14 protein-coding genes are annotated in these 12,655 nt (G+C 72.4%); 9 read left to right on the forward strand and 5 right to left on the reverse strand.

The genetic code is table 11. The features are described 5' to 3' along the window. Complete coding sequence (locus ACIGO6_RS09755) at positions 1–1,467, forward strand: ATP-binding protein (RefSeq protein WP_399873750.1); 1,467 nt, start codon at positions 1–3, stop codon at positions 1,465–1,467. On the opposite strand, the gene ACIGO6_RS09760 is transcribed toward ACIGO6_RS09755, so the two are convergent. Then, positions 1,446–2,441, reverse strand: a complete 996-nt coding sequence (locus ACIGO6_RS09760) for a TAXI family TRAP transporter solute-binding subunit (protein WP_399873752.1) — start codon at positions 2,439–2,441, stop codon at positions 1,446–1,448. The genes ACIGO6_RS09755 and ACIGO6_RS09760 overlap by 22 nt on opposite strands. A 110-nt stretch (positions 2,442–2,551) precedes the next feature. On the opposite strand from ACIGO6_RS09760, the gene ACIGO6_RS09765 reads away from it, so the two are divergent. Further along, positions 2,552–2,980, forward strand: a complete 429-nt coding sequence (locus tag ACIGO6_RS09765; RefSeq protein ID WP_399873755.1) for a MazG nucleotide pyrophosphohydrolase domain-containing protein — start codon at positions 2,552–2,554, stop codon at positions 2,978–2,980. Positions 2,981–3,057: 77 nt separating this feature from the next. Here ACIGO6_RS09765 and ACIGO6_RS09770 read toward each other — a convergent pair whose 3' ends face one another. Both ACIGO6_RS09770 and ACIGO6_RS09775 read right to left on the reverse strand, forming a co-directional pair. Next, entirely contained in the window at positions 3,058–4,296 is a 1,239-nt protein-coding gene (locus ACIGO6_RS09770; protein WP_399873758.1) for a cation:proton antiporter, read from the reverse strand. A 4-nt stretch (positions 4,297–4,300) separates the two neighbouring features. Continuing rightward, on the reverse strand, positions 4,301–4,786 hold the full coding sequence (locus tag ACIGO6_RS09775) for a cation:proton antiporter regulatory subunit (protein WP_399873761.1): 486 nt from the start codon (positions 4,784–4,786) through the stop codon (positions 4,301–4,303). A gap of 100 nt (positions 4,787–4,886) precedes the next feature. Between ACIGO6_RS09775 and ACIGO6_RS09780 the strand changes: the two genes are divergently transcribed. The 4 genes from ACIGO6_RS09780 (at position 4,887) to ACIGO6_RS09795 (ending at position 9,003) form a co-directional block, all read left to right on the forward strand. Continuing rightward, on the forward strand, positions 4,887–5,996 hold the full coding sequence (locus tag ACIGO6_RS09780) for a sensor histidine kinase (protein ID WP_399873764.1): 1,110 nt from the start codon (positions 4,887–4,889) through the stop codon (positions 5,994–5,996). Beyond that, positions 5,996–6,655: a response regulator gene (locus ACIGO6_RS09785; protein WP_395573424.1), complete on the forward strand. Its 660-nt coding sequence runs from the start codon at positions 5,996–5,998 to the stop codon at positions 6,653–6,655. The genes ACIGO6_RS09780 and ACIGO6_RS09785 overlap by 1 nt, the downstream gene beginning before the upstream one ends. Positions 6,656–6,722: 67 nt before the next feature. Further along, positions 6,723–8,240 carry a tRNA (N6-isopentenyl adenosine(37)-C2)-methylthiotransferase MiaB gene (miaB, locus tag ACIGO6_RS09790; protein ID WP_399873767.1) on the forward strand — a complete coding sequence of 506 codons (1,518 nt, stop codon included), beginning with the start codon at positions 6,723–6,725 and terminating at the stop codon, positions 8,238–8,240. A gap of 49 nt (positions 8,241–8,289) precedes the next feature. Then, on the forward strand, positions 8,290–9,003 hold the full coding sequence (locus ACIGO6_RS09795) for a class III extradiol dioxygenase subunit B-like domain-containing protein (protein ID WP_399873770.1): 714 nt from the start codon (positions 8,290–8,292) through the stop codon (positions 9,001–9,003). A 132-nt stretch (positions 9,004–9,135) separates the two neighbouring features. Here the strand turns inward: ACIGO6_RS09795 and ACIGO6_RS09800 are convergent, their stop codons facing one another. Then, the gene (locus ACIGO6_RS09800; protein ID WP_399873773.1) at positions 9,136–9,417 is read right to left on the reverse strand and encodes an antitoxin; all 282 of its coding nucleotides are present in this window, start codon (positions 9,415–9,417) and stop codon (positions 9,136–9,138) included. 23 nt (positions 9,418–9,440) lie between these two features. Continuing rightward, the gene (locus ACIGO6_RS09805; protein ID WP_399873775.1) at positions 9,441–9,716 is read right to left on the reverse strand and encodes a hypothetical protein; all 276 of its coding nucleotides are present in this window, start codon (positions 9,714–9,716) and stop codon (positions 9,441–9,443) included. A 183-nt stretch (positions 9,717–9,899) separates the two neighbouring features. Here ACIGO6_RS09805 and miaA point away from each other — a divergent pair, with 183 nt between their 5' ends. The 3 genes from miaA to dapF all read left to right on the forward strand — a co-directional run bounded on the left by miaA (position 9,900) and on the right by dapF (position 12,440). Next, entirely contained in the window at positions 9,900–10,838 is a 939-nt protein-coding gene (gene miaA, locus ACIGO6_RS09810; protein WP_399873778.1) for a tRNA (adenosine(37)-N6)-dimethylallyltransferase MiaA, read from the forward strand. A 107-nt stretch (positions 10,839–10,945) separates the two neighbouring features. Continuing rightward, entirely contained in the window at positions 10,946–11,446 is a 501-nt protein-coding gene (locus ACIGO6_RS09815; protein WP_399874871.1) for a hypothetical protein, read from the forward strand. Positions 11,447–11,546: 100 nt separating this feature from the next. Continuing rightward, a complete protein-coding gene (gene dapF / locus ACIGO6_RS09820) occupies positions 11,547–12,440 on the forward strand; it encodes a diaminopimelate epimerase (RefSeq protein ID WP_399873781.1) in 894 nt (297 codons plus the stop codon). The last annotated feature ends 215 nt before the right edge of the window (positions 12,441–12,655 follow it).

Consider the following 12,655-nt stretch of genomic DNA (forward strand, 5'->3'; position numbering starts at 1 on the left):
GTGAGCACACGCCTGCTCCCGCTGCTCATCGTCCTGATGGCGGCCGTACTGCTCGCGCTCGGTGTCCCGCTGGGCGTGAGCGTCGCGCGCGCGGAGCAGCAGCAGGTCGTCGTCGACCGCATAGACGACACGGCACGCTTCGCCGCACTCGCCCAGTTCGTCACCGAGGACACGCCCGGCGGCTCCCGCCGGACGACCACGGACGAGCGCCTGGAGACCCTGCAGACCGAGCTCATCAGCTACTACGAGGTCTACGGAATCAAGGCGGGCGTCTTCTACCGCAACCACATCCCGATGGCCAACGCGCCCACGACCTGGTTCCTCCCGCCGACGGGCGAGGTGCGGGACGCCTTCGACGAGGCGCTGCTCAGCCGCCGCAGCCATGATCCGCAGCAGGTGTGGCCCTGGGAGGAAGGCCGGCTCGTGGTCGCCTCACCGGTCATCCGGGACGGGGACGTCGTCGCGGTGGTGGTCACCGACTCGCCGACCGACTCGATGCGCTCGCGCACCCTGCGCGGCTGGCTGCTCATCGGAGCCGGCGAGGTCGCTGCCATGCTGCTCGCCGTAGGCGCCGCGCTCCGGCTGACGGGATGGGTGCTCAGACCGGTACGCGTCCTGGACGCCACCACCCACGACATCGCCACCGGACGGCTCAAGTCCAGGGTCGCGCCGGCCGGGGGACCGCCGGAGCTCCGGCGCCTGGCCCGGTCGTTCAACGAGATGGCGGACCACGTGGAGGACGCACTCGAGCAGCAGCGTGCCTTCGTCGCCGACGCCTCGCACCAGCTGCGCAACCCGCTCGCCGCTCTGCTGCTGCGCATCGAACTGCTCGCCCTGGAACTGCCGGAGGGCAACGAGGAGATCGCCTCCGTCCAGACCGAGGGCAAGCGCCTGGCCCGGGTCCTGGACGACCTCCTCGATCTGGCGCTGGCCGAGCACAGCGAGGCGGACCTGAAGGTCACCGACATCGGCGCGCTGGCCGCCGAGCGGCTGGCGGCCTGGTCGCCGACGGCCGAGGCCAAGGGCGTGAGGCTGGTGGGGGACTGCCCGCCGACCACGGGCTGGGCCGACCCGGTGAGCCTGTCCAGCGCCCTGGACGCGGTCATCGACAACGCGGTGAAGTTCACGCCGCGGGGCGAGACCGTCCGGGTCACGGTCGGCTCCACCGGGGAGGCCACCGACGTCGTCGTCACCGACAACGGGCCCGGGCTGACCGACGAGGAGCTCGCGCGCGTGGGCGACCGTTTCTGGCGCAGCGGCCGGCATCAGAACATCAAGGGATCCGGCCTCGGGCTGTCCATCTGCCGGGCGCTGCTCGCGGCGGGCGACGGCTCGATCTCCTTCGGCCACCACGAGCCGCACGGCCTGGAGGTGACGGTCACGGTGCCGAGGTCGGCACCGCGGAAGGAACCGGAACGGCCCTACGGCTTCACCGACGGTAGGCCTTACGGCTTCACCGACCGGTAGTAGCGCCGGGCCCCCTCGTGCAGCTCCAGGGGGTCGGTGTAGATCGCCGTACGCAGGTCCACCAGTTGCGCGGAGTGGACGTGTGCCCCGATGCCGTCGCGGCTGTCCAGCACCGTCCTGGTCAGCCACTCGGTGAGCCGCGGATCCACGTCCGCGCGGGTCACCAGCAGGTTGGACACGGCCATGGTGGGAACCACCGCGCCGTTCTGCACGGTGGGGTAGGCCGACTCCGCCATGTTGGTGGTGCGGTAGTAGCGGGTCGCGCCGCCGGACTCGTGCAACTTGGTGACGAGGTCCTCGCCGATCGGTACGAACCGGAAGGCGGAGTCCTCCGCGATCTTCCTGAGCCCGTCCGTCGGCACCCCGCCCGACCAGAAGAACGCGTCGAGCCCGTCGCCCAGCCGCCCGGGGCCGGTGTCGATGCCGTCCGCGCGGGGCGTGATGTCCGTCTCCGGGTCGATGCCCACGGCCCGCAGCAGCCGGGTGGCGATCAGCCGTACGCCCGAGTTGGGCAACCCTATGGCGACCCGCTTGCCGCGCAGGTCCGCGACCGACTGGATGTCCGAGTCGCTGGGTACCACGAGCTGCACATAGTCGTCGTAGAGGCGGGTGACTCCGCGCAGTTCCTCGGCGCCGGGCCCTCCGGCCATCTTGTACGTCTCCACCGCGTCGGCCGCGGCGATCGTGAAGTCGGCCTCCCCGGACGCCACCCGCTCGACGTTCTCCTGCGAGCCCGCGCTGGTCATCAGCCGTACCTTCAGACCCGGCATGTCCTTGCGCAGCTCGGTGCGCAGCAGCTCGCCGTACCGCTGGTAGACCCCCGCGCGCGTGCCCGTGCTGAACGTGATCGTCCCGCTCGGCGGCTCCTCGCCCAGCGGCAGCAGCCACCACAGGAGCAGCCCGAGGGCGACGACGCCGGCGACCGCCGCCCGGACGGCCCGGCGCCTGCCTGTGCGGGACAGCAGCGTGGACATGTGCGCGATCCTGCCAGCCCGCAACCACGCTGACCAGGGCCGAGCTCACACGACGGCCGTGCGGAAAGCGCCAGGGCCGACTGTCGGTGGCGCTCGCTACAGTCGTCGGCATGAGTACCTCGCCCGCCGACCTGGTCCGCGTCTTCCACCGTGCCTTCGGGCTGGACGCCCGCAGCACTCCGACGGAGGTCTCGCCCGAGCTGGCCGCCCAGAGAGGCGAGCTGCTCGCCGAGGAGGCCGCGGAGGTCGCAGAGGTGTCGGTGACGGGCCCGCTCGACCGGCTCGCTCACGAACTGGCCGACGTCGTCTACGTCGCCTACGGCACGGCTCTCGTCCACGGCATCGACCTGGACGCGGTGATCGCCGAGGTCCACCGCTCGAACATGACCAAGCTGGGTCCCGACGGCCGGGTCAGCCGCAGGGCCGACGGCAAGGTCCTCAAGGGCGAGCACTACGAGGCACCGGACGTGTCGGGCGTACTGCACCGCCAGGGGTGGACGCCCGGGACGCCGGAACAGTCGGGGGCCCTGGGCGCCTGACGCGCGATGCCGTATCCATGCCGCCGGCACCGACGCGGGCCGACCCCGGCACCCGCGTGCCGGGGTCGGGGTCGGCGTCAGTCGCCCACCGACGCCTCCGCACCGGCGGTCCGCGGCGTGCCGTCCGGTCCGCCCGGGACGCCGCCGGGACGGTCGGGGTCGTCGCGGCGGAACAGGCGGGTCGCCAGCGGCTCGGTGAAGCGGGCGGTGAGGGGGCCGAGGACGACCAGGATGAGCACGTAGGCCGTGGCCAGCGGGCCCAGGGACGGTTCGATGCCGGCCGAGACCGCGAGGCCCGCGATGACGATCGAGAACTCACCACGAGCCACCAGCGCGCCGCCCGTACGCCAGCGGCCCTTGACGGAGATCCCCGCACGCCGGGCGGCCCAGTACCCGGTCGCGATCTTCGTCACGGCGGTGAGCAGGGCCAGGGCGAGCGCGGGCAACAGGACCGGAGGAATGCTGGCCGGATCGGTGTGCAGCCCGAAGAAGACGAAGAAGACGGCGGCGAACAGGTCCCGCAGCGGGCTCAGCAGCGTGTGCGCCCCCTCCGCGACCTCCCCGGACAGCGCGATGCCCACCAGGAAGGCGCCCACCGCGGCCGACACCTGGAGCTGCTGCGCGACACCCGCGACCAGGATCGTCAGCCCGAGCACCACCAGCAGCAGCTTCTCCGGGTCGTCACTGGAGACGAACCGGGAGATGAGCCGGCCGTAGCGCACCGCCACGAACAGCACGAGGCCCGCCGCGGCCAGCGCGATCGCCAGCGTGATGCTCCCGGTCATCAGCCCGGCGCCGGCCACCAGAGCCGTGACGATCGGCAGGTACACCGCCATCGCCAGGTCCTCCAGGACCAGCACACTCAGGATCACCGGGGTCTCCCGGTTGCCGACCCGGCCCAGGTCGCCCAGCACCTTGGCGATGACGCCGGACGACGAGATCCAGGTCACACCCGCCAGGACGACGGCGGCCACCGGACCCCAGCCCAGCAGCAGCGCGGCCACCGCGCCCGGTACGGCGTTGAGCGCGCAGTCGACGAGGCCGGCCGGATAGTGGGCCTTGAGGTTGGTGACCAGGTCACCGGCCGAGTACTCCAGGCCCAGCATCAGCAGCAGCAGGATGACGCCGATCTCGGCGCCGATGGCGACGAATTCCTCGCTCGCGCCCAGCGGAAGCAGACCGCCCTCACCGAACGCGAGACCGGCCAGCAGGTACAGCGGGATGGGGGAGAGGCGGTAGCGGCCGGCGAACCGGCCGAGCAGCCCGAGCCCCAGGATGATGGAGCCGAACTCGATCAGGAGAACCGCGGAGTGCACCGGCTCACTCCTGCCCGAGTATCGCCGCGGCCGCGTCGACGCCCTCACGGGTGCCGATGACGATCAACGTGTCACCACCCACCAGACGGAAGTCCGGCGCCGGCGACGGAATGGCCTCGGCGCGGCGCAGCACCGCCACGACCGACGCGCCGGTGTCGGTCCGCATCCGCGTGTCGCCGAGCACCCGCCCGTTCCAGCGGGACGTGGCGGCCACCTCGATCCGCTCGGCGACCAGCCCGAGATCCGTGGTGTAGAGCAGGTTCGCGCTGTGGTGGGACGGCTTCAGCGCGTCGATCAGCGCGCTCGCCTCCGGGCCGGCCAGCCGAAGCGAGTGGGCGCAGGAATCGGGGTCGTCGGCCCGGTACACGTTCACCGTCCGGGTGCCGTCGCGGTGCGCCACCACCGACAGATGGCGGTGTTCGCGGGTCACCAGGTCGTACTGGACCCCGATACCCGGCAGCGGCGTCGCCCTGAGGCGTGGAGCTGACACGAGTTTCCCCTCATTCTCTTGCGTCTCTGGCTGCGCCTGGCGCACGTCAGTGACGTGCTCGCGGCCTCGCCATGCTGTCATCCGCACGTACGGTGGCGATATGGGTGTCGTGACGGATATACGCGGCCGGTCGCGGGCGGCGAAGCTGGTCGCGGCGGTGTTGCGCGCGAAGGCCGGGAGGAGCGGGAAGGGAACCGTGTCGCTGTTCTGGCGGATCTTCTCGCTCAACGCCGCGGGTCTCGTCGCGGCCACGGCGCTGCTGCTGGGACCGGTCACCGTGTCGACCCCCGTCCTGCCCGGCGAGGCACTGATCCTCCTCGGGGGCCTCGCGGCGCTGCTGGCCGGCAACGCGGTCGTCCTGCGCATAGGACTCACCCCACTGCACCGGCTGGGCCGGGCCATGGCCACCGCCGACCTGCTGGTCCCGGGGGCCCGCCCGACGGTCGCCGGGCCTGCGGAGGCGGCCCAGCTGATCGCGACGTACAACACCATGCTCGACCGGCTCCAGGCCGAACGGGCTGCCGGGGCGGGCCGCGCCCTGCACGCACAGGAACGCGAACGCCACCGCATCGCCAGGGAACTCCACGACGAGGTGGGCCAGACCCTCACCGCCGTCCTCCTCCAGCTCAAGCGGGTCGCCGACCGGGTCCCCGGGGAACTGCGCGAGGAAGTGTCCCTCGCCCAGGAGGCGACCCGGTCCGGCCTGGACGAGATCCGGCGCATCGCCCGCCGGCTGCGCCCCGGCGTCCTGGAGGAACTCGGCCTCGCCAGCGCCCTGCGCTCGCTCGCCGCCGAGTTCACGCACCACGGGCTCACCGTCCACCACCACGTCTCCGGCGACCTCCCTCCGCTCGCCCCCGAGGCGGAACTCGTGATCTACCGGGTCGCCCAGGAGGGTTTGACCAACACCGCCCGCCACGCCGCCGCCGACCGCGCCGAACTCAGCCTCCGCCCGCTGCCCGACGGTGTCGAACTACTCGTACGGGACAACGGCACCGGCCTCGGTGCGGCCCCCGAGGGCGCCGGAATCCGCGGCATGCGGGAGCGGGCCCTGCTGATAGGAGCCGAGATCCATTTCGAACCCGCCCCCGGACGGGGCACCGACGTACACCTGCGCGTCCCCGCTCATCCCGGGGAGGGCCGCGGTGACCACCACGGAGGCGACCCGACCGAAGGTCGAACCGAAGACCGACCCGGAGACCGCGCCTGATGCCCGCCCGGCCCCCGATCCGCGTCCTGCTCGCCGACGACCACACCCTCGTACGCCGGGGAGTGCGCCTCATCCTGGACGGAGAACCGGACCTGACGGTCGTCGCCGAGGCAGGCGACGGCGCCGAGGCGGTGGCGGCCGCGAGGGCCACCGAGGTCGACCTGGCCGTCCTGGACGTCGCCATGCCCCGCATGACCGGCCTCCAGGCAGCCCGCGAGCTCTCCCGCCGCCTGCCCGAGCTGCGCATCCTGATCCTGACCATGTACGACAACGAGCAGTACTTCTTCGAGGCCCTCAAGGCCGGGGCCTGCGGATACGTCCTCAAGTCCGTCGCCGACCGCGACCTGGTGGAGGCGTGCCGGGCAGCCGTGCGCGACGAGCCGTTCATCTACCCGGGCGCCGAACGTGCCCTGGTCCGTTCCTACCTGGACCGTCTGCACGGCGGCGGCGGTCTGCCCGAGCGGCCCATCACCGAGCGCGAGGAGGAGATCCTCAAGCTCGTCGCCGAGGGCCACACCTCCAAGGAGATCGGCGAGCTGCTCTTCATCAGCGCCAAGACCGTCGAACGCCACCGCGCGAACCTCCTCCAGAAGCTGGGCGTGCGCGACCGTCTGGAGCTCACCCGGTACGCGATCCGCGCGGGCCTCATCGAGCCCTGACCAGGTGCGATCGCGGTTGTCCACAGGTGGCCCGGGCCACCACCGCCGACCGCCTACCCTTATTGCCATGAGCAGCATCGACCGGAGCCAGTCAGCGGGCGGCACGCGCACCTACGAAGTACGCACCTACGGGTGCCAGATGAACGTCCACGACTCCGAGCGATTGTCCGGGCTGCTGGAAGACGCGGGTTACGTCCGCGCCCCCGAGGGCGCCGACGGCGACGCGGACGTCGTCGTCTTCAACACCTGTGCGGTGCGGGAGAACGCCGACAACAAGCTGTACGGCAACCTGGGCCACCTCGCCCCGAAGAAGGCGAGCCGCCCCGGGATGCAGATCGCCGTCGGCGGCTGCCTGGCGCAGAAGGACCGCGACACCATCGTGAAGCGGGCCCCCTGGGTCGACGTCGTCTTCGGCACCCACAACATCGGCAAGCTCCCGGTGCTGCTGGAGCGCGCCCGCGTGCAGGAGGAGGCGCAGGTCGAGATCGCCGAGTCCCTGGAGGCGTTCCCGTCCACGCTGCCCACCCGGCGCGAGAGCGCCTACGCGGCCTGGGTCTCCATCTCCGTCGGTTGCAACAACACCTGCACCTTCTGCATCGTCCCGGCGCTGCGCGGCAAGGAGAAGGACCGCCGGCCCGGCGACATCCTGGCCGAGATCGAGGCCCTGGTCGCCGAGGGCGTCTCCGAGATCACCCTCCTCGGGCAGAACGTCAACGCGTACGGTTCCGACATCGGCGACCGCGAGGCCTTCAGCAAGCTGCTGCGCGCCTGCGGGTCCATCGAGGGCCTGGAGCGCGTCCGCTTCACCTCCCCGCACCCGCGCGACTTCACCGACGACGTGATCGCCGCCATGGCCGAGACGCCGAACGTGATGCCGCAGCTGCACATGCCGCTCCAGTCCGGCTCGGACCCGGTGCTCAAGGCGATGCGCCGCTCGTACCGGCAGGAGCGCTTCCTGGGGATCATCGAGAAGGTGCGGGCCGCCATCCCGCACGCGGCGATCACCACCGACATCATCGTGGGCTTCCCCGGCGAGACCGAGGAGGACTTCCAGCAGACGCTGCACGTGGTGCGCGAGGCCCGGTTCGCGCAGGCCTTCACGTTCCAGTACTCGAAGCGGCCCGGCACCCCGGCCGCCGAGATGGACGACCAGATCCCCAAGGCGGTCGTCCAGGAGCGCTACGAGCGTCTTGTGGCCCTCCAGGAGGAGATCTCCTGGGAGGAGAACAAGAGGCAGGTCGGCCGCACCCTGGAGCTGATGGTCGCCGAGGGCGAGGGCCGCAAGGACGGCACCACTCACCGGCTCTCCGGCCGCGCCCCCGACAACCGCCTGGTGCACTTCACCAAGCCCGACCAGGAGGTCCGCCCGGGTGACGTGGTGACGGTCGAGATCACCTACGCCGCTCCGCACCACCTCCTCGCCGAGGGCGCGGTGCTCGACGTGCGCCGCACCCGCGCGGGCGACGCCTGGGAGAAGCGCAACGCGGCCGAGCAGGCCAAGCCCGTCGGCGTGATGCTGGGCCTGCCGAAGATCGGCGCTCCCGAGCCCCTGCCGGCCGTGGCGAGCGGCTGCGGCTGCGACTGACCGCAGGGCGGGCGCCTGCGGAGGGCGGTACGGGGTTACGCTGCCGATCATGCTTGTCGCCGCCGCCGTCTGTCCCTGCCCGCCGCTCCTCGTACCGGAGGTCGCCGCGGGCGCCGCACCCGAGCTGGACGCCGCGCGCGCCGCGTGCACGGACGCGCTGGGCGTGCTCGCCGCCGCCCGGCCCGACCGGCTGGTGGTCGTCGGACCCGCGGACTCCACGGGTCCCGAGGTCCACCCGCAGGGCACACGGGGCTCGTTCCGCGGCTTCGGCGTGGAGCTGGACGTGTGCCTGGGCACCGACATCGGCGCGGCCGCCGGACTGGGCCTGCCGTACGGGTTTGCCGTGGGTGCCTGGCTGCTCGGGCGGACCGGGTGGGTCGACGCCCCCGTCGAGGGGATCGGCGTGGGCGAGGCCCTCCCCGCCGAGCGCTGCGCCGCCGTCGGACGGGACGTCGCCGCGCGGGCCGGGCGGGTCTCGCTGCTGGTGCTGGGCGATGCCAGTGCGTGCCGCACGATCAAGGCCCCCGGCTACCTGGACGAGCGGGCGGCGCCCTTCGACGCCGCGGCGGGGCGTGCCCTGGGATCGGCGGACATGGCCGCTCTCATGGCGCTGGACGCCGGCCTGGCCCGCGAGCTGAAGGTGTCCGGCCGGGCGCCGTGGCAGGTCCTGGCGGGCGCGGCAGAGGGCACGTCCCTCACCGGTGAGCTGCTGTACGAGGACGCCCCGTACGGGGTGGGGTACGTGGTGGCGGCCTGGTCGTAGCCGTAGGAGGACGTTCGGGGGCGCACAGGCGGACGGCCCGGTGCAGATCGGCTGATCCGCGCCGGGCCGTCCGCCTGCGCGCCGGTGACCCGCCTGTGCGCCGAGGCGCGCGGATCCCGTGGTTCCTGCGGGTCAGGAAGCCGGCGGCGGCCCGGCGGGCGGGGGACCGCCCGGCGTGCCTCCGCCCCCGTCCGTGCCCTCGGCGTCCTTGTGGGCGAGGCGGTCCATGGCGCCCTTGGCCTTGTCCGTACCCGTGTGGATCCGGTCGCTGTACTTGTGCTTGGTCCTCTCGTCGACGGTCTTCGCCACCTTGTCGAGACCGCGATCGATCTTGTCCCCGTGCTGCTGTGCGAGGTCGGAGACCTTGCCCTTCGCAGGTTCCAGTCTGGCCTTCAGATTGTGCAGGAGACCCATGGTTCACCTTCCCTAGCGGGGCGTCAGGTGCGGGCGCCCTCGTCGGACTCGTTGTCCACGGCCTCCCCGGCGGACTGCTGCTTGGGGATCCCGACGCCTTCCGAGTCGGTGGCCGCGGCGGCCTCGTCCGGCTCCGCGGGCCGCGCCGTGTTGCGGGGCCCGGCGTCGGTCGATTCCGCGGCCTCGGCAGCGTTCTCCTCCGTCGCACGCGCGGGGCTCGGGGTGTCGGCCCGTGTTTCGGCGGCCGACGCCTCCTCCGTGGTCTTTGACCTCCGAAGAATCCGTGCAAAAACGCCCATATCAACTCCATACGTTACTCGTGCGGGCGAAATCCCGCGGTCATCCGGTGCGTCCGTTTGCGTGACCCGGGTCGCGGGCCCGGCGGTCCGGAGCCGGGAACCTCGCAACGGGCAACGACCCCGGCCGCGCCCCGTCACGTAACTCGTTCGAGGGCGGGCCGAGAGGTTTGCGAGACTGGGGCGGTGAGCAGCGCACCCCCCGCCCCCCGCGTCATCGCCGTCGTCGGACCCACCGCGGCCGGAAAGTCCGATCTGGGCGTTTTCCTGGCCCAGCGGCTCGGCGGCGAGGTCGTCAACGCCGACTCCATGCAGCTCTACCGTGGGATGGACATCGGCACCGCCAAGCTGACGCCCGAGGAGCGCGGCGGGGTCCCGCACCACCTCCTCGACATCTGGGACGTGACCGTCACCGCGTCCGTCGCCGAGTACCAGCGGCTGGCCCGGGAGCGGATCGACGCGCTGCTCGCCGAGGGACGCTGGCCGATTCTGGTCGGCGGCTCCGGCCTCTACGTCCGCGGCGCAGTCGACAACCTGGAGTTCCCCGGAACCGACCCCGAGGTCAGGGCCCGGCTGGAGGAGGAGCTCGCGCAGCGGGGGTCGGGAGCACTGCACACCCGCCTGGCCGCTGCCGATCCGGAGGCGGCGCGGGCCATCCTCCCCAGCAACGGGCGGCGGATCGTGCGGGCCCTGGAGGTCATCGAGATCACCGGCAGGCCCTTCACCGCCAACCTTCCCGGCCACGACTCCGTCTACGACACCGTCCAGATCGGCGTCGACGTGGCCCGCCCGGAGCTGGACGAGCGCATCGCCCGCCGGGTCGACCGGATGTGGGAGCAGGGCCTGGTGGACGAGGTGCGCGCCCTCGAGGCGCAGGGGTTGCGCGAGGGGCGTACGGCGTCGCGCGCGCTCGGCTACCAGCAGGTACTCGCGGCGCTCGAGGGCGAGTGCACGCTCGACGAGGCGCGGGCCGAGACCGTCCGTGCGACCAAACGCTTCGCGCGCCGTCAGGATTCATGGTTCAGGCGCGACCCGCGGGTGCACTGGTTGAGTGGGGCTGTGGTGGACCGCAGGGAACTTCCGCAGCTCGCGCTGTCGTTGATCGAACGACCGGTTACAGCCTGATCACGTGATGGCATCGGGACGCCCCGGCCGCCATCCCGGCCTTCGGCGGCGTGCCATCATCGAGCTTCGATCGACCGAGTGAGTCCTAGTTGGGAGGGCGCGTGGCGATGGAGGCCGGCCCTCGCGACACCGCACCGAGTACCGAACACGTCACCGCCGACCACGGTGACCCGGAGTCGGACGGAGCCGCTCTGAGTCCCGACGGCCCCGACGAGACGCCGGAGGGCGTGGCCGCCGACGGCCCCGAGCCCGACGCCATGTACGGGGACGAGGTGGAGGTCGAGCTGCGTCCGCAGCGGCGGCTGCGGCTCTGGCAGCTCGCCCCCATCGTGTGCCTGGCCGCGGTCGGCTCCCTGATGTTCGCCTTCCCGCTCGCCTTCGACTTCGGTGACAGCGGCGCAGTGATCGCGATGCTGGGGCTGCTGATCTGCTCGTGCGCGGCCGGCTGGGGCATGATGGCCGCCCGCCGCGTCGGTTACACGTGGCCGGGGTTGCCGCAGCGCGGCTCGGGTCGGCGCGCCGACTGGCGGATGATCCTCGCCTACGCCCTGGCGGTCGCCGCCGTCGTCGTCCTGGCCGTGTGGCGGGTGGCCCGGCTGCGGGGCTGACGCGAGCCCACCGCCGGGGACCGACGGCCACGCGCGCGTGGCCGTGCGGGTGACCAGGAGCACCGCCCGCTCCGTCGTACCCACCCCGTACGATTGAGGAATGAGCACGCGGATCGCCTTCCTCAAGGGTCACGGCACCGAGAACGACTTCGTGATCGTTCCGGACCCGGACAACGTCCTCGACCTGCCTCCCGCCGCCGCCGCCGCCCTGTGCGACCGCCGCGCGGGCCTCGGCGGCGACGGACTGCTGCACGTGGTGCGGTCCGCGGCGCACCCCGAGGCCAGGGCCATGGCCGCCGAGGCCGAGTGGTTCATGGACTACCGCAACGGCGACGGCTCGGTCGCGGAGATGTGCGGCAACGGCGTGCGGGTCTTCGCGCGCTACCTCCAGCGCGCCGGGCACGTCACCGAGGGAGACCTCGCCATCGCCACCCGCGGCGGCGTGAAGACCGTGCACCTCGCCAAGGACGGGTCCGGCAGCGGCGACGCCGCGGGCGACATCACCGTCGGAATGGGCCGGGCGCTGCTCCCCGAAGGCGACGTCGAGGTGAGCGTGGGCGAGCGCAGCTGGCCCGCACGCAACGTGAACATGGGCAATCCGCACGCCGTGGCCTTCGTCGCCGACCTGGACCACGCGGGCGACCTGTTCTCCCCGCCGCCGTTCCGGCCGGCCGCCGCCTATCCGGACGGAGTGAACCTCGAGTTCGTGGTCGACCGAGGCCCCCGCCACGTCGCGATGCGCGTGCACGAGCGCGGCTCCGGGGAGACCCGCTCGTGCGGCACGGGCGCGTGTGCCGTCGCCGTCGCCACCGCCCGCAGGGACGGCGTCGACCCGGCGGTCACCGGCACGCCGGTGACGTACACCGTCGACGTGCCGGGCGGCACCCTGGTGATCACCGAGCACCCCGACGGCGAGATCGAGATGACGGGCCCCGCGGTGATCGTCGCCGAGGGCGAGTTCGATGCCGGATGGCTGGAAGGGGTACTCGCCTGAACCACAGCCCGGTCCATGACACTCAGTGCGAAAACATAAACCCTCGGTCCATCGCTCGAATGGGTGATCCGTTTCACGCTCGGCGAGAGGCGGTCAGCGGCACGTGATGGGCTCGATAGCATCAAGCACCGGCCCGGACGGGGGACCGACACCATCCCCTGAGCCGTGTCCGCCCTGGGATACCCCGTCCGCCGGTCCGTGCAGCCGGAGGTGCC

The sequence above is a fragment of the Streptomyces sp. NPDC053750 genome (genome assembly GCF_044544295.1).
Lineage (GTDB): Bacteria > Actinomycetota > Actinomycetes > Streptomycetales > Streptomycetaceae > Streptomyces.

Bases quoted from the DNA above. Each gene is read 5' to 3' on its own strand.
- ACIGO6_RS09805 (WP_399873775.1), bottom strand. From the start codon at position 9,716: ATGGGCGTTTTTGCACGGATTCTTCGGAGGTCAAAGACCACGGAGGAG.
- ACIGO6_RS09760 (WP_399873752.1), bottom strand. From the start codon at position 2,441: ATGTCCACGCTGCTGTCCCGCACAGGCAGGCGCCGGGCCGTCCGGGCG.
- ACIGO6_RS09785 (WP_395573424.1), top strand. From the start codon at position 5,996: ATGCCCGCCCGGCCCCCGATCCGCGTCCTGCTCGCCGACGACCACACC.
- ACIGO6_RS09815 (WP_399874871.1), top strand. From the start codon at position 10,946: ATGGAGGCCGGCCCTCGCGACACCGCACCGAGTACCGAACACGTCACC.
- ACIGO6_RS09800 (WP_399873773.1), bottom strand. From the start codon at position 9,417: ATGGGTCTCCTGCACAATCTGAAGGCCAGACTGGAACCTGCGAAGGGC.
- miaB (WP_399873767.1), top strand. From the start codon at position 6,723: ATGAGCAGCATCGACCGGAGCCAGTCAGCGGGCGGCACGCGCACCTAC.
- ACIGO6_RS09765 (WP_399873755.1), top strand. From the start codon at position 2,552: ATGAGTACCTCGCCCGCCGACCTGGTCCGCGTCTTCCACCGTGCCTTC.
- ACIGO6_RS09795 (WP_399873770.1), top strand. From the start codon at position 8,290: ATGCTTGTCGCCGCCGCCGTCTGTCCCTGCCCGCCGCTCCTCGTACCG.
- dapF (WP_399873781.1), top strand. From the start codon at position 11,547: ATGAGCACGCGGATCGCCTTCCTCAAGGGTCACGGCACCGAGAACGAC.
- ACIGO6_RS09780 (WP_399873764.1), top strand. From the start codon at position 4,887: ATGGGTGTCGTGACGGATATACGCGGCCGGTCGCGGGCGGCGAAGCTG.